Source organism: Bacillus sp. SRI_025, from assembly GCF_057592095.1.
This window is the reverse complement of record NZ_JBYEGB010000003.1, coordinates 200,154-216,166: the sequence shown is the minus strand read 5'-3', so window position 1 is coordinate 216,166 and position 16,013 is coordinate 200,154. Positions and strand designations below refer to the sequence as shown.

Annotated in this window: 18 protein-coding genes; 14 read left to right on the top strand and 4 right to left on the bottom strand. The window is 38.6% G+C overall.

Annotated features, from left to right (window positions below; translation table 11 throughout):
* Positions 1–157 precede the first annotated feature (157 nt).
* From catA to AC20OE_RS10775, 4 genes are all read left to right on the top strand, one after another.
* Positions 158–817: a type A chloramphenicol O-acetyltransferase gene (gene catA, locus AC20OE_RS10790; protein WP_487268843.1), complete on the top strand. Its 660-nt coding sequence runs from the start codon at positions 158–160 to the stop codon at positions 815–817.
* Between the two features lie 188 nt (positions 818–1,005).
* Positions 1,006–2,124, top strand: a complete 1,119-nt coding sequence (locus AC20OE_RS10785; RefSeq protein WP_487268842.1) for a response regulator aspartate phosphatase — start codon at positions 1,006–1,008, stop codon at positions 2,122–2,124.
* A gap of 275 nt (positions 2,125–2,399) precedes the next feature.
* Positions 2,400–3,230 carry an SMI1/KNR4 family protein gene (locus AC20OE_RS10780; RefSeq protein WP_487268841.1) on the top strand — a complete coding sequence of 277 codons (831 nt, stop codon included), beginning with the start codon at positions 2,400–2,402 and terminating at the stop codon, positions 3,228–3,230.
* Positions 3,231–3,398: 168 nt separating this feature from the next.
* A complete protein-coding gene (locus AC20OE_RS10775) occupies positions 3,399–3,923 on the top strand; it encodes a DinB family protein (RefSeq protein ID WP_039177893.1) in 525 nt (174 codons plus the stop codon).
* Between the two features lie 4 nt (positions 3,924–3,927).
* Here the strand turns inward: AC20OE_RS10775 and AC20OE_RS10770 are convergent, their stop codons facing one another.
* Both AC20OE_RS10770 and AC20OE_RS10765 read right to left on the bottom strand, forming a co-directional pair.
* Positions 3,928–4,491 carry a GNAT family N-acetyltransferase gene (locus AC20OE_RS10770; RefSeq protein WP_487268840.1) on the bottom strand — a complete coding sequence of 188 codons (564 nt, stop codon included), beginning with the start codon at positions 4,489–4,491 and terminating at the stop codon, positions 3,928–3,930.
* A 16-nt stretch (positions 4,492–4,507) separates the two neighbouring features.
* Positions 4,508–5,398, bottom strand: coding sequence for a LysR family transcriptional regulator (locus AC20OE_RS10765; protein ID WP_487268839.1), 891 nt, complete (start codon positions 5,396–5,398; stop codon positions 4,508–4,510).
* Positions 5,399–5,519: 121 nt separating this feature from the next.
* On the opposite strand from AC20OE_RS10765, the gene AC20OE_RS10760 reads away from it, so the two are divergent.
* Complete coding sequence (locus AC20OE_RS10760) at positions 5,520–6,677, top strand: MFS transporter (protein ID WP_059377839.1); 1,158 nt, start codon at positions 5,520–5,522, stop codon at positions 6,675–6,677.
* 110 nt (positions 6,678–6,787) lie between these two features.
* On the opposite strand, the gene lpdA is transcribed toward AC20OE_RS10760, so the two are convergent.
* On the bottom strand, positions 6,788–8,182 hold the full coding sequence (lpdA, locus tag AC20OE_RS10755) for a dihydrolipoyl dehydrogenase (protein ID WP_126681720.1): 1,395 nt from the start codon (positions 8,180–8,182) through the stop codon (positions 6,788–6,790).
* 164 nt (positions 8,183–8,346) lie between these two features.
* Here lpdA and AC20OE_RS10750 point away from each other — a divergent pair, with 164 nt between their 5' ends.
* The 6 genes from AC20OE_RS10750 to AC20OE_RS10725 all read left to right on the top strand — a co-directional run bounded on the left by AC20OE_RS10750 (position 8,347) and on the right by AC20OE_RS10725 (position 11,714).
* Entirely contained in the window at positions 8,347–8,916 is a 570-nt protein-coding gene (locus tag AC20OE_RS10750; RefSeq protein ID WP_106025262.1) for a TetR/AcrR family transcriptional regulator, read from the top strand.
* Between the two features lie 31 nt (positions 8,917–8,947).
* A complete protein-coding gene (locus AC20OE_RS10745) occupies positions 8,948–9,367 on the top strand; it encodes a GNAT family N-acetyltransferase (protein WP_126681721.1) in 420 nt (139 codons plus the stop codon).
* 129 nt (positions 9,368–9,496) lie between these two features.
* On the top strand, positions 9,497–10,630 hold the full coding sequence (locus AC20OE_RS10740) for a Rap family tetratricopeptide repeat protein (RefSeq protein WP_039177907.1): 1,134 nt from the start codon (positions 9,497–9,499) through the stop codon (positions 10,628–10,630).
* Positions 10,620–10,757, top strand: a complete 138-nt coding sequence (locus tag AC20OE_RS10735) for an aspartate phosphatase (protein ID WP_095408252.1) — start codon at positions 10,620–10,622, stop codon at positions 10,755–10,757. Before AC20OE_RS10740 ends, AC20OE_RS10735 begins: the two co-directional genes overlap by 11 nt.
* Before the next feature lie 99 nt (positions 10,758–10,856).
* Positions 10,857–11,090 carry a hypothetical protein gene (locus AC20OE_RS10730; RefSeq protein WP_039177908.1) on the top strand — a complete coding sequence of 78 codons (234 nt, stop codon included), beginning with the start codon at positions 10,857–10,859 and terminating at the stop codon, positions 11,088–11,090.
* A 174-nt stretch (positions 11,091–11,264) separates the two neighbouring features.
* Positions 11,265–11,714 carry an AraC family transcriptional regulator gene (locus tag AC20OE_RS10725; RefSeq protein WP_487268838.1) on the top strand — a complete coding sequence of 150 codons (450 nt, stop codon included), beginning with the start codon at positions 11,265–11,267 and terminating at the stop codon, positions 11,712–11,714.
* 46 nt (positions 11,715–11,760) lie between these two features.
* Here AC20OE_RS10725 and AC20OE_RS10720 read toward each other — a convergent pair whose 3' ends face one another.
* Complete coding sequence (locus AC20OE_RS10720; protein ID WP_260776083.1) at positions 11,761–12,117, bottom strand: YunG family protein; 357 nt, start codon at positions 12,115–12,117, stop codon at positions 11,761–11,763.
* Between the two features lie 143 nt (positions 12,118–12,260).
* Between AC20OE_RS10720 and AC20OE_RS10715 the strand changes: the two genes are divergently transcribed.
* The 3 genes from AC20OE_RS10715 to AC20OE_RS10705 all read left to right on the top strand — a co-directional run bounded on the left by AC20OE_RS10715 (position 12,261) and on the right by AC20OE_RS10705 (position 15,862).
* Entirely contained in the window at positions 12,261–12,872 is a 612-nt protein-coding gene (locus AC20OE_RS10715) for a hypothetical protein (RefSeq protein ID WP_330544976.1), read from the top strand.
* 182 nt (positions 12,873–13,054) lie between these two features.
* A complete protein-coding gene (gene alr, locus AC20OE_RS10710; RefSeq protein WP_260775862.1) occupies positions 13,055–14,236 on the top strand; it encodes an alanine racemase in 1,182 nt (393 codons plus the stop codon).
* Positions 14,237–14,338: 102 nt separating this feature from the next.
* Complete coding sequence (locus AC20OE_RS10705; protein WP_487268837.1) at positions 14,339–15,862, top strand: Kelch repeat-containing protein; 1,524 nt, start codon at positions 14,339–14,341, stop codon at positions 15,860–15,862.
* The last annotated feature ends 151 nt before the right edge of the window (positions 15,863–16,013 follow it).

Here is a 16,013-nt window from a genome sequence, read left to right as displayed (position 1 = left end):
TCAGCCAAGCTGACTTACGAAGAGTTGTTGAAGGTTTTATCGTAGGCTAAGTGATAGACTGAAACATAATATATCTCTTGAAAGGATGATTGTGGTGGTGAAAACAGATAAAGTCTCCTCCTGAATACAGTAAATCACATTCAGGAGGAGATAAAAAATGTTTAAAAAAATAGATGAAAATTATCCGAGAAAAGAGCACTTTCATCATTATATGAAGGTAACCCGATGCTCATATAGCCTAGTTATCGATTTAGATATCACGAAATTGCATTCAATATTAAAAGAAAAAAAGCTAAAAGTATATCCTGTGCAAATTTATTTGTTAGCAAGGGCTGTGCAAAAAATACCGGAGTTTCGGATGGATCTAGTGAATGATGAACTTGGTCACTGGGATCTTCTCCATCCTAGTTATACGATTCTAAATAAAGAAACAAAGACATTTTCAAGTATTTGGACGCCTTATGACGAAAACTTTGCTCGGTTTTATAAAAACTGTGTAGCTGATATTGAAGCTTATAGCGAAAGTAACAAACTATTTCCGAAACCTCATATGCCAGAAAATATGTTCAATATTTCAAGCCTGCCTTGGATTGATTTTACTTCTTTTAACCTTAATGTATCTACAGATGAAACTTATTTACTGCCGATATTTACGTTAGGCAAATTTAAGGTGGAAGAAGGAAAAATCATCTTGCCAGTCGCCATTCAAGTACATCATGCTGTTTGTGATGGCTATCATGCCGGTCAATATGTGGAATATTTGAGATGGCTGATAGAACATTGTGAAGAGTGGTTAAGCGATTCATTGTATACTTAATTTTCAAAGGTATAGGCATTTGATAGAAAAAGGCAGACTTGGTAGAGTCTGCTTTTTCTGGTGTGAGCAGAAATGTGTAAAGTCACGTTATGAACTGTTCTTTTTGCGGTTTCTTTTCGGTGCTTTGTCATCTCTTACATGTGATAATAAATGTAATATAAGGGAAATTAGTGGAAGGGGAATAAGGGATGGAGAAAGTGATTTCTTCACATGTTGGTGTGAAAATTAATGAATGGTATAAAATGATTCGGCAATTCAGTGTACCCGATGCAGAGATTTTGAAAGCTGAGGTAGAACAAGAAATTGAACGGATGGAAGAAGATCAGGATTTACTGATTTACTATCAACTAATGTGTTTTCGCCATCAGCTTATGCTTGATTATATTAAACCTTCGGAAAAACGATCACCTTCTGTTTCTGATTTGGTTGATAAAATCGAAAATTCAAATCATCAACTTTCTGGTATGCTGCAATACTATAATGCTTTTTTTAGAGGAATGTATGAGTTTAGTAAGAAAGAATACATACAGGCTATTCAATATTATAAGATCGCTGAAAGGCAGCTCGCATTGGTTGTCGATGATATTGAGCAAGCGGAGTTTCACTTCAAGGTGGCTGAAGCCTACTATATTATGAAACAAACTCATGTTTCTATGCATCACATCATAAAGGCCTTAGACATCTATAAGCAGTATGAACAATATAAAGTTCGCCAAATACAAAGCTTGATTGTTATTGCAGGAAATTATGATGATTTCAAGCGATATGACAAGTCATTAGAGCATCAAAATACAGCTTTTTCTATAGCAGAAGAGCTCGCCGATAATATGTTAATTGCTAAAATTCTATTGAACATAGCGAATACATATGATCGACAACAAAAGTACACTGAAGCAATCATACGCTACAGAGAAGTTTTAGACATTATTACACCACGAAGTATTGATATAAAACCAATCACCCTATTTAGTTTAAGTTGGTCGTTGTATAAGTCTAGTCTACATGATGAAGCCGCTCCACTCGTAGAAGATGGTCTTAAGTGCTCCTTAGAGAGAAATGATTCGTTGTGTTTGATGTTATTTAAAGCTTTAAAAGCGATTTATATAAATGCTAATGAGAAAGCAATTCAGGAAGTGCTAGATTATTTTGAGGAAAAGCAACTATATGTCTATGTCGAGGCATTTGCTCAAAGTATCGGATTATCTTCTGAAAAAAAGGGGGACTTTGAAAAAGCTGCCGAATATTATAGAAAGGCTCTTAAAGCTCAAAATGATATTCAAAAAGGAGAGTGTCTGTATGATTATTAAAAAATTACTAGTCATTTTATCCATTGTATTGTTAAGTCTTTCAACAGCAGAAACTTTGAAAATTATTGGAACAAAATCAATTCGGAATACAACAATGGAGGAACAACAAAAATCAAATCGAAATACGACTATAATTGATCGAAATACAACCTCTGAAAACGTATAGACAAGATTAAAACAGACTTTAATAGTCTGTTTTTTTATGAAGTAGAATGAGCAATTGAACAGTTGGTCAATGTTATACTAACCTCAATAGATATAGGGAGGCATCCACTTTGAAATCATTCTGGGAGAAAGAAGAAGAGAGTCCTTTCACGTTAGAAAAGGTAGATGAGGAGAAAATTCGTGAAGCAGAGGGAAGACTTGGTGTCACTTTACCTGCTACATACAAAAAGCTCATTTTAGAATGGAACGGTGGCTTTACAGTGCGTAATGCGTTTCCAACTGATCGGCCGAACTCATGGGCAGATGATCATGTTCAATTTGACCATCTAAGAGGAATCGCCAAAGGTAATGGAATTATGACTAGCCCTCAGTTAAGTGATGAATTGGAGCTGCCGGAGGGGCTTGTGATCATCAGCGGAGAAGAAGATACATGGATCGCAATGGATTATCGACAAACGAAAGAACACCCGCCTATTCACTATTTTGATTTAGAGATGGGAGTCGATTTTAAACTGGCGGATACTTTCGATGATTTTATTGAGCAGTTATATACAGCTGATGATGCGATGATCGAGGTTGTAGAGATTGATGAGGAATCTTCGGATTTGTATGTCAGTAAAGAAGAGCTTGAACAAATATTTGAGAGACAAGACCTTCGTCAGCAGAACCTCTTTAAAATGGCACATTATCCAATGGAAGACATTGAAGAGATTGAATGGTTTTTCGATCGCATGAAACAAAGCATCAAATATATAAAAGATCAGAATGTTTTGTATGAGGCGGCCACGACGGTTCACTCCATTCTTTTGTTAAATCCAGATATGCCGAGGAATGACCGTATCAATAAAGAGCTGAAAGAAATTGCTGAGTTTCTAGAAAAGAGTGGAGAGTCTCTTACCGTCCTTTTGGGAGAAGACATTCATCCAGTGAAAAAACGATAGTGAAAGAATAAAAGCCCTTAAAAGGCAATTAGCCAGCATTATAGAAAAGTTCTATTTGAAGGTTGATCAAAAACGCTTTTTATTTTCTTCTTTATCTGTCTTGAGGTATGAGTTACAATCTATCCAAAATCCATTAAAATAAAGAAAAACTGATAAAGGAGCAACCACATGAATTTTAATTTAAATGAAGCTTTGGATATGTTGAGTCGAACTCCTCACACGTTAGAAAGTCTTTTGTCGGGTTTATCGAAGGATTGGCTTCACAGCCGTGAAGGGGAGGGGACGTGGAATCCAGTTGAAGTCATTGAACATTTGATTGAAGCAGAGAAATTCAACTGGATTCCTCGATTAAATGTGATTCTAGCTGATGGAGAGAATACACCATTTCCTGCGTTTGACCGCTACTCTCATTTGAACCAATCTGAAAGACAGATAGAACAAGCATTATCTGAGTTTCATCATATGCGGATGGAGAATGTGGCATACATACAGCGTATGACACATTCAGGCCTTGATTTAGAAAAAAAGGGCGTTCACCCGGAGTTTGGGGTCGTGAAAGTGAGCGAATTACTTTCTGCGTGGGTTGTCCATGACTTCACACATATGTCCCAGATTGTTCGAGTCATGGCGGAACGATATCGAACCGATGTGGGCCCGTGGAGCGCTTATTTAGGGATTTTGAATAGGAAATAAATGTTTAATGGTGCTTGGCGGCCCACTCAGATTGAAGCATGGCATATTGATATTCATCGACCCAATGTCCCTTCGACATATAATTTTGCAGCAAATGTCCTTCGCGTCTCATTTCTAAACGTTCCAGCACTCGAATGGATTTTTCGTTGCGCACATCTGTAAAGGCAATGATTTTATGTTTGTTTAGTGTCATAAAAATATATTCGAAAATTGCACTCAGAGCTTCATGAATATAGCCCATTCCTTGGTATTCAGGCGCGAGTGTAAAACCTATTTCAACAATTCTCGGCTCACTGTCAAGTGTATGAATGGCGCAATCTCCTATCAGCTGATTGGATTCAGATAAGGCAATAGCGTATTGAAACCACGTCCCCGGTTGATTAGGTTTTTGTATCATTTGATGTTGAACAAATGATTCAGCATCTTCGTACGTGTAGTTTTCCCAAGATTGAAATTTTGCAATAGAGGGATTTGCTCGGTATTGATAAAATGCTTCAATATCCTGCCTGTCAAATTGGCGAATAACAACCCGGTTTGTTCTTATAAATATGCTGTTTGCATTCTTCATGTGTTAACCTCACTTTTTAGTTTGTTCTTGATTTGAAAAAGTCTATCAGCCATTCAGATAGCTGCTGTTGTGCTTTGCTGACAAATCGATCTGCATAATAAATTAATTCCAAGTGCCGGACAGGTGCTGGCTCAGCAATAGGAATCGAAACAATATTGGACCACGTCGAATGTTGTTTTAGTAATCCTCTTGGCTGAATGGTTGCACCGATCCCGGCTTCAACCAGCTGCAATAGCGAAAATGCGGATCCAACCTCCATGGCAGTGTCTAGTTCAACATCCTGTTCTTTACATACGTCATCTACTAAATCCCTTCCTAGATATCCCTTCGGATACATGACCAACGCATGCTGAGTCAGCTCTTCCAATGTCACTTCACTCTTTTGGGCTAAATCACTTTTTAAATGAACAAATAATTCGTATGGCTCACTCCCAAGTGGAATTTGAACGAGCCGCTTATCCGCAGGCCCTCGCAGTCCGATGCCGAGGTCTACTTTATGTGAAAGGACTTCTTCACGAACGAAGATATTTGAATATGCCTTCAGATTGGTTTCGGGATAAAGGGTTTTAAATTCTACAAAAAGTGGCACCAGCTGAAAATCAAGATCGGATGGGAGTACTGCGAGACGAACGGTTCCTCGTTTTTCTGATAATAGTTCTTTCATCGCATTTTTTGCATCTCTTTCAGCTTGAAGCATTTTCATGCCATATTGATAAAGTAGCGAACCAGCTTCGGTAGCCACGACTTTTTTGCCGATTCGATCAAAGAGCGGCATCCCAACTTCTGCTTCAAGCAGTCGAATTTGCTGGCTAAGTGTCGGCTGTGATATGCCTAGCTCCTCAGCAGCCTTTGTAAAATGCAAATGATGATATACAGCCATAAAATAGGTAATATGCCGGGTATCCATTTGTCCTCCTTTCATAAATGATAGCCTTTTCCTATCATCATAATACGATTTATTGTATTGATCAATGGATGCAGCAGTTTTATACTCAAAGTAACCTTAACGAGATGAAAGAAGGGTATTGATGAAAAAAATATATTATTTAGCCGCTTTATTTTTAGCGGCATTAAACTTACGTCCCATCATTACGTCCGTGGCTTCCATGATGAGCATGATTCAATCAGAGCTTGGTGTAAACGCACTGACAGCAAGTCTTTTGACCACTTTGCCTGTCCTTTGTATGGGGGTATTTGCTCCTGTTGCGACGATACTCAGCCGGCGTTTTGGTTTAGAAAGAACGCTGTTTTTCTCAATTCTTCTTATCACGATTGCCACCGCACTACGTGGTACAAGCCAATCGGTTGCTATCCTGCTCATGACTGCGTTTGCAGGAGGTGTAGGGATTAGCTTCGCGGGTCCTTTATTGTCCAGTTTTATTAAAAAATATTTCCCGAGAAATCCTGGTATCGTCAGTGTGTATTCAATTTCGATGACGATAGGTGCAGCGCTCGCATCCGGCTTCACCATTCCGATTTATCTACGCAGTCAGCATCACCTTACGTTAGCTTTGTCCTGCTGGGCGATTCTAGGGGTGATTGCACTTATTCTATGGGTCGGTTTAGTTCGCAAAAATGAGCAAAGTGATCATGTAACTTTGCCGTTAAAATTGCCGTTGAGAAACAAAAAGGCGATTCAATTCACTTTGTTCTTTGGCTTTATGTCTAGTATGTTTTATTCTTTGACGGCATGGATTTCACCGATTGCTCTTAGCTTTGGAAACAGTCCGCAATATGCTGCCATGCTGCTGACCATATTTACACTCATTCAGATTCCAGTGGCACTGCTTGTTCCAGCGGTCGTTACTCGATTAGGAAAACCGAAATTATTTCTCATTTTATGCAGTCTGTCTGAACTTATTGGCCTTATCTTTCTTCTTCTGCCAATGCCGATCTTGCCAGCCGTCATTTTCCTAGGTATGGGTGCAGGTGGATTATTTCCTTTAGCGCTTATGCTCCCGATTATGGAGACGAATACTCCAGAGGAAGCCGGAACCTGGTCAGCGATGTCGCAGATGGGCGGGTACATTGTAGGTGGATTCGGTCCATTTTTCATTGGCTTGGTTTTCGATCTAAGCGGACATTTTTATGCTTCTATTGTGGCAATGGTTGTCATCGTCATGCTGATGATTGGCGTTCAGTTATCCATGAATCTTGGTAAAAAACGCGAAGTTGGATCGAATTAAAGATCAATTGATCGGCGCTTTTATATCATTGCACAATGGAAACCGCCATAGCCTATTCCTAATTAAATAGGCTATGGCGGTTATTTTTTTAGAAGCTGCACATGAACGAATTATCTTGCAAGATATTTTTCAACTTTACGGGTAGCCATTTCTGCAGCTTCCATGATCATTTCACCTAATGTTGGGTGAGGATGAATCGTCATTGCTAAATCTTCTGCTGTAGCGCCAACTTCAATAGAGAGAGCTAGTTCTGATATAAGAGTAGATGCTTCAGCCCCTACGATTTGTGCCCCTAGAATAAGACCAGATTCAGCATGGGCTACAATCTTCACAAAACCTTCTGGTTCTTTTAATGCAAGCGCTCGGCCATTAATGGAGAACATTGCTTTCCCAATGACAGTCGGAATGGATTTTTGCTTGCAATCCGTTTCGCTTAGTCCAACACTCGTCAATTCTGGGCTGGAAAAAACAACAAGTGGGATCGCTTTATAGTCTATTATCGAAGGTTTACCAGCGATTGCTTCTGCTGCAACTTTTGCTTCATAGGAAGCTTTATGAGCCAAAGCAGGCCCCTCTGTGATATCACCAATCGCATATATGTGCGGGATGGATGTTCTGCATTGTTCATCAATTTCAATTCGTCCGTGAGAAGGAATAGACAACCCGATAGAATCAAGACCTAATGTTCCATCTGTATTCGGTTTTCTTCCGACAGTAATCAGTGCATATTCCGCTTTCACCGTGTAGCTTTCTTTCTGTTTCTCATAATGAAGATCAATTCCGCTCATACGCTGCTCGGCATCTGTGACGTTTGCTCCTGTAATCAGCGTGATTTTATCTTCTTTCAATTGACGAACGACAGGCGAGACAAGCTCACTTTCAAAGCCAGGCAATACTTGATTGCCGCCTTCCAAGATGGTGACTTTTGTTCCAAACCTAGCAAACATCTGTCCTAATTCAACCCCAATATAACCACCCCCAACTACGACAAGGCTTTTAGGGATCTCGGGAAGGGATAGTGCTTCAGTGGAAGACAATATACGACCACCGAAAGGGAGTGATTTAATTTCAATTGGACGGGAGCCGGTTGCTAGTATAAGGTGTTTGAAGTTGATTTGCTTTTCACCTTTTTCTCCATGTTGAATGACCGCTGTATGCTGATCGATCAAGCTTGCATCGCCTTCCAGTATGGTAACTCCCGCTGACTTTAACAAAAATTGTACGCCTCCCGCTTGTTTATCCACAACCGCTTTTTTGAACGCTTGAGCTTCCTTGAAAGAGCCGCCTTCTTGAAAACCACCCCATTGTGTGCGGAGCTTGAACCGCTCTGCTTCTGCTATTAGCGCCTTAGAAGGGATACAGCCTACATGGGTGCATACTCCACCTAACTGATCACGCTCTACAATCGCTGTCTTCATGCCGAGATGAGCTGAACGTAATGCCGCCACATAGCCTCCCGGACCTGATCCAATTACTAATGTATCTACTGTGTCTAAATGAATCATTTCTTGCACCTCCAACTTCAAAATATGATGATCATAATATATTATAGTCGTCATATTTTAATGAAGTCAATCCCATCTGAGTGAGGAAAGATGGATTTCAGTCAATTGACACAAGATAATATGATGAATATAATATTTTGATAAGAAGGAGGTTAGGTAGAGGGATGCCTTATCCGAAAGGTCATAAGTCAAAAGTGAGAGAGCAGATCATTGAAAGTGCTGCACGAGCATTTCGAACAAATGGCGTTCGTAATATCAGTTTGCCATTCATTATGAAAGGAGCAGGCCTAACTCATGGAGGGTTTTATGCTCACTTTAAGAACAAGGATCAGTTGGTGATAGAGGCTTTTCATTTTGCTATCACTGATACGATCAAGCTGCTGCAAAGTGTTGCAGACAAGAAAGCAGATCAGCCTCGAATTCAGACGATCATTGAATTCTATTTAAGTTCGGTTCACCGTGATCAGACGGAGGTCGGCTGTATACTGCCTGCGCTGTCAGGAGAAATTGCTCAATTATCGCAAGAGGTACGGAATGCTTATACCGATGAATTGAAACGATTTATGGAGTTTATAGCTGATGCTGGAAACATAGATCTCTCTACGAGTTACGCACTAGTAAGCAGCATGATTGGTACAATTGCTCTTGCACGTGCTGTCAATGATTCGCAGTTCAGTGATCAATTGTTACTGGCAGGCATAATACAGGCAAAACGCGTTCTAGAGGCGAATTAACACTCAAATAAAAAACATAGGGGATGTTGCGATGTTGATTAGAGAAGCAAGCATAGAAGATTATCCAGAATTAAGACAAATCTATTTAGAATCCCGGCGCCAAAGTTTTCACTGGCTCAATCCAGAAGAACTCAATCTGCAAGATTTTGATCAAGATACGCAGGAAGAGCAAATTTTCTTAGCTGAGGAGAACAATAAAATCCTCGGATTCATTTCTCTATATGTACCCGATCGATTTATTCACCTCTTGTTTGTACATCCAGAAGCTGCGGGCCAAGGGGCTGGAGATCAGCTGCTCAAACAAGCGATAAAAGTTTTGGGAACACCGGTCACCCTCAAATGTGTCTCCGAAAATCACAAAGCTTTATCTTTTTATCAAAAAAGAGGCTGGAAGGCTGTTGTAGAAGAAGGAGAACCTGGGGCAGAATACTGGGTGCTTATTTATGAATAGAAGTCTTTTTATCTTATCATTCGCATGGCCCTTTATAGGGCTTTTTTGCGGTTTCTTTTCGGTGTCGAATGGTTCATAAAATGATAATATATGTCATTATAGGGAAAATAGAGGAAGGGGTAAGGGCTGATGGAGAAAGTGCTTTCTTCTCACGTCGGTTTGAAAATCAATGAATGGTATTATCATATTCAAAGATTTAACGTACCGGACGCCGAAGCATATAAAGAGGAAATCAAATCAATGCTTGATCATATGGAAGAAAATCAAGATTTATTATTGTATTTCTCACTCATGGAGTTCAGACATAAATTAATGCTTGATTACTTGAATCCTTTAGAAAATGGGAAAGAGCGGGCTAACTTCAAGGAACTCGCAATGAAGATCAAAAGGGACCAAGAGAAATTAACAGGATTGCTCGAGTATTACTTCAATTTTTTCTACGGCATGTATGAATTTGAAAACTATGAATACCTAAATGCGATTACCTTCTATAAACGGGCAGAAAAAAAGCTGTCTCTTGTCAGTGACGATATTGAACGGGCCGAGTTCAATTACAAGATGGCTGAAATCTATTACCACATGAAACAAACCCACATGTCCATGCACCATATCGCACAGGCGATAGAATGTTATCGAGAAAAAGATACATACACAGTAAGAGAAATACAATGTTCTTTTGTGATTGGATTAAACTACATAGATATGGGCTGCCCCGAAAAAGCAATACCCCATTTTCAACACGCACTAGAAAAAGCCGCCGACAACTCAACAAAACGATTAAAAGGATCAGCACTCTATAATTTAGGGTTGAGTTATTTTCATAACAAAGAAATAGCCCAAGCAATAATTCACTTTAATGACTCAATTCGAGCATTTAGAGAGCAGGGATACGAACATTTAAATAGAATCTTAGACCCGCTTATTATGTTGTCAAAAGCCTACTTCAAAAAGAAAGAACAGGATTTAGGTATATATGCTTTAAATAACGGCATAGAACTATCTGAAAAACTGAAAGACCATGTGCTGTTATTGATATTCAAATTTTTAAGATCACTATACGTTGACAACAATTTTGAGCAGTTGGAAAAAATAATGGAATTGCTAGAAATAAAGTCAATGTATCCTGATCTAGAAGATTTAGCAAAAGATGCTGCAAAATATTATAATGAAATGGGAGATAAAGACAATGCGATGCTTTTTTATGAGAAAATTCTTTATTTCCAAACTCAAGTGAAGCGGGGGGACTGTCAGTATGAAATTTAAAACGTTATCAGTCGTATTTGTGATGATCAGCGTTATCAGTATTGTTGGTTATTTTACATCTGAAGTGACAGCAAGTCATGATGAAGCTAGGAGAGGTCATACTGCAAGTATCGGTTACACTGCATAAAATAAAAAGCCCTTTAAGGGCTTTTTATTTTAAGACGGAATATATGCTATGAATAAAGAATATTTTTTCCATAGAAAAGATATTAAGGAGGAAGTAAAAATGACAATGTTAAAATCAACATTATTTAGAAGGATTTTTATTATATTTTTTGCTTTAACCTTTATGATTAGCTTGTTTAATATGGCTGTGTTTCCAGGAACGCCAGCGTCTTATTATATTGGCCTAGTTTGTAAGATGTTGTTTATCAGTTTGTTAAATGGTTTGTTTTTCGGAACAATCATCTATTTGATTGTCGTCTTTCTCAATGCTAAATCTTCAAAAGAAAATCAATAACGAGCGAGCGGCTAAAGTCCGTTCTTTTTTATTTTAAAAATGACAGAGAACATGTATGATCTAGATCGCACATTGCATTATTTTTAATATCCTACTGCATTCTATTTTAAAGGATGTTACCGTTGTTTGTAAGGAATGATTGGCCAGTCTTCCAATACGAGTTGGAGGGAAATCATGAATTACAAAATTGAAATGATAACGAATATGAAAACGGTGTATATGAGAAATATAGGATCATATGGCAGCAAAGAGAATCTTGAGATGATGAAGAGATTTAAGAAATGGATCAAGCAACACCAATTAAATGATGAATTAAAGGAATATGGTATTTATGGTGTTCCTCAAGATGATCCTGGAAAAATTCCATCAGAAAAATGCAGATACGACCTCATGCTTATGACAAATAGAGATTTCACAAATGATCAAATGGTTCAGACTGGTCATTTTGAAGGGGGAAAGTATGCTGTGTTTACAGTGACACATACAACCGAAAAAGTGAGTTTGTTTTGGAGACAATTGCCTCAAATGATCCAACACAATCAATTGAACACGCGTCAGGCACCTATTATGGAGAGATATAGAGAAGAAGAAGGCGTGTGTGAGTTCTTACTACCTATCTTTTAAACACTTTATCAAACTTCAATGAAAACAGACCTCTTATGGTCTGTTTTCATGAATATGATATGTTTAAATATTCTACGACTCTTTCTTTTAAATATCGATATTGATCCTCATTCGTATCTTGAAATGCTTCTTCTCGATTCGAAAGTACATCCATATAAACGATTTCCTCAGAGAATTGTGAAGAAGTAAAGTCGATTCTTGTTCCATTCACTACGTTATAAAAGTGCCATCCGTTGGGTAACGCGGTCTTGTTTATTTTCCCGCCTAAAAGATCATGGACGACTAAAGAAGTAACGCCACATTGTCCATTGGCTGGGTTGTCTTTACTCCATTTTGAACTAGATTGAGAAGACCATGCTTTAAAAAGAGCATCAATGATTTCGTCTGTCGTGTAGAGGTTCATCATAATAATCCTTTCTATTCAAAAAGTGAAATGAATGTAGTATCTGTTTAGTCTATAGTAGATTTTTTTTCAATCAAAATCCAGATGCTATACTATGGCTAAACCAATATAACAATGAAGATTCATGACAGGAGGAGCTCGGTGTGGTATTCATCATAGGTATTGTAATCGCTTATATTGTTGCTATTTTAGGCTTTACTGTTTTCGTAGATGTAGGGAATGGGTTGGGGACGGCTCTCAGCATCATCGGGGGAATGGTCATTTTATTCATAGCTGGTAGATTACAAAGACAAAAAGAAAAGAATGATCCAAACATATTATTAGATAAGATGATGATGCTTTTTCAAGAAGACGGCTTTCAGGCTTCAACATACATCTTTTCACAAAATGTGGATAAAGGTTTTGCGATTGATGATGTGCGAAAGGTCATGCGCTTTATTACACATCAACCTGGCGGCTCATCTCGAAAATTCAGGTTTGATGTTACTGAGCTTTCCATGAAAGAGTTGAAACAAGTTGACATGTTAGAAGATGGTGTGCCGATTGAACAATCTGTTGAGAGTGATAATAATGAAGAGATCTCGACACTTGAATTGAGATTAACTATGAATGATCAGGAATCATCAACGATCACGCTCACCTTTCTAAAATTTGATGTGCCTGTTCGTAAGAGCACCGCAGAATATTTGATTGAACGAGAAAATCTGGAGGAGATTTATCATGAAATTGATTCAATGATGAAATCTGAGGATTAATGAAATGACTGTTCATAAAGAAGAAATCACAGTTTGAGGTGGTTTCTTTTTTTATGTCAATCAAGTCAAAGCTGGTCCAGTCATTGCGGTTGAATGTTTTTCTCAAAAATGAATAAAGATAGACTAGACACGAAAACGAACATTGATATCGAAATGACTCATGTGATGAGGAGGAAACATACATGCAAAAGCTTTGCAGGGAAGTCTGGATCGAGGTCAATCTTGACGCGATTAAAAGAAATATCGAAGCCATTCAAGCGCATATTCCAAAGAAAAGTAAGATCATGGCTGTCGTGAAAGCGAATGCATATGGGCACGGTTCCGTGGAGGTTGCGCGGCAGGCATTAGAAAGCGGTGCGACAGAGCTTGCAGTTGCCAGCTTGGAAGAAGGCATTGTATTGCGGAGAGCAAAAATTGAAGCACCGATTCTCGTCCTTGGATTTACCCCGCTCGACTGTGTGAAAAGAGCTGCAACCTGGAGAATTGACCTCTCCGGCCTTCGTGAAGACTGGATTGTTCAAGCAAATGAGATTTTAGCGGAAGAAGAAAGTCTGCCCCGGCTTGGGATTCATGTCAATGTCGATACTGGGATGGGACGATTAGGTGTACGGACAAAGGAAGAGCTGTTAGAGGTGGTGGGGGCGCTTGAAGAGAGTGAAAACCTGAGATGGGATGGAATATTTACGCATTTTTCCACTGCGGATGAGCCTGACCCTGATTTCACACTGCTTCAGCACAGCATTTTTATTGATTTTCTTCGTTTCTTAAAAAAACAAGGCATTACATTGCCCACGGTACATATGAACAATACAGCAGCTGCCATCGCGTTTCCTGAATTTAGTGCAGATATGATTCGGCTCGGCATCGGTCTATATGGACTGTACCCCTCGCAATACATTGAGAGTTTAGACGCTGTTAAGCTAGAGCCCGCTCTCAGTTTAAAAGCAAGGATTGCGTTCGTGAAGGAAATGGTGACAAAGCCAAGGACCGTCAGCTATGGGGCAACCTATGTAGCAAAACCTGATGAAGTTATAGCAACCATACCAATCGGTTATGCAGATGGGTATTCACGTGCTTTATCCAATAGAGGATTTATGCTTTTCCGCGGAAAACGAATGCCGATTGCTGGCCGAGTCACAATGGATATGACCATGATCAGTTTAGGAGAAATGAAAGCAAAACAAGGCGAGGAAGTCGTTATTTACGGTCGTCAAAAGGGCGGAGAAATTTCTGTCGATGAAATTGCTGAAATGCTCAATACGATCAACTACGAAGTTGTTGCCACTTTAAGCCGCCGCGTTCCTAGGTTTTATCGTCGGGGCGGGAAGATTATTAAAATATCGACGCCGGTGATGTATGTGTGAGGATTTCATCATAAAAATTGATTAATAATAACCTTTAATGATAAAAAAAGTAAAAATAAGGACGATAAAAGGAGGGAATGTCATGAACTGGAGGAAGAAAAAATGAAAAAAAGATTTTTACTATTTATCTTGGTACTTCTTTTAATAAGTACCATTAATCCATTCAAAGCGAATGCAGCTGAAAATTCAACTGGATGGACGAAACGAGCTGATTTACCAGAAGAACGTATTAATGCTAGTGTGGGAGTTGTTGATGGAAAGATTTATGTGTTTGGTGGAGCAAGTGAAAAAAGTAAATTAAACAACCAAACTTTTATGTATGACCCTAAGAAAGATGTTTGGGAAGAGAAAGCAAGTATGCCAAGATATAGAACAGGTGGAACATATGCTACTGTAGGTAAAAAAATCTATTTAATAGGCGGGATTAACGAAGATACTAAAGTAGCCTATAATACGATTGATATTTATGATGCAGAACTTGATCAGTGGGCTGAAGAACCGATTCAAATTCCAAGAGATCCTGTTTTTTCAACTTATAGCAAGGGAACTTTGTACGCAGTTGCAGTGAAAGAGAATATATATATTGTCTCTTCAAAAAACTCTTATAAAAATAATGTCTATCAATTCAATACTGCCACTGGTGAATGGAAGAGTTTGGACTCATCGGCTTTACCACCTCGAAATGGGAGAGCCATTTCTGCAATTGACGGCAAAATATATGTTGCAGGTGGAGAAAATTCGATTGGGCATAGTAGAGAAAGATCTTTGTTCCAGTATGATATTTCAACAGATAAATGGAGTATATTAAAAGATAGTGACTTAACTTCATTTGTATTTGAACCAGCCTACGAAACATATAATGGGAAATTCTTTGTTATTGGTGGACAGCGGACTGGTGATCGTTCAAGTGAACTGCTGAATAAAGTTCAAATTTTCAATCCGAAAGATGGTCAATTTAAAAATTCAGCGTATGATTTACCAGAAGGTAGAGTATCAGCTGTCGCAGCAATTGTTGAGGATCAATTGTATGTCATTGGCGGACGTGACTACTCATATTATATGGGGAATTTTTCTGCAAAAAGTGATTACAAATCAGTGATTTCTATTCCATTAAGTGACTTGCAAATAACTGAAGATGAAGCAAAGCCAGATGAAGATGCAACAGAAGAACCAAAAGATCAGGACGGAACAAAACCTGGTGATGGATCCACGGAAGAACCGAAAGATCAAGACGGAACAAAACCTGGTGATGGGTCCATGGAAGAACCGAAAGATCAAGACGGAACAAAACCTGGTGATGGATCCACGAAAGAACCGAAAGATCAAGATGGAACAAAACCTGGTGATGGGTCCACGGAAGAACCAAAAGATCAGGATGGAACAAAACCTGGAGAAGAAACTGCGAAAGGTATACTTTCTATAACCATGATCAATGGACTGCAAAAGGATTATCTGCTCTCAATGAAAGAAATCAACGATTTTCTTAACTGGTACAAAGAAAGAAGCTTTGGAATTGGTATGAACTTCTATGAAATCAATGATGAACACAATAAAGGTCCTTTCACAAGTAAGAAGGATTACGTTGTGTACCAAAATATCTTAATGTTTGATATCAAGCAATACTGATATTCAAAAACGATAGAGCTGCTGATAATAGATCAGCAGCTCTTATATTTGTAAAATTATTAAAATTAGGATCAACGTCATGAAAAAATACGATATTTTTTTAAAAATCTGCTAAACATCCTATAATCACGTCCGATAATAGAATTGTCAG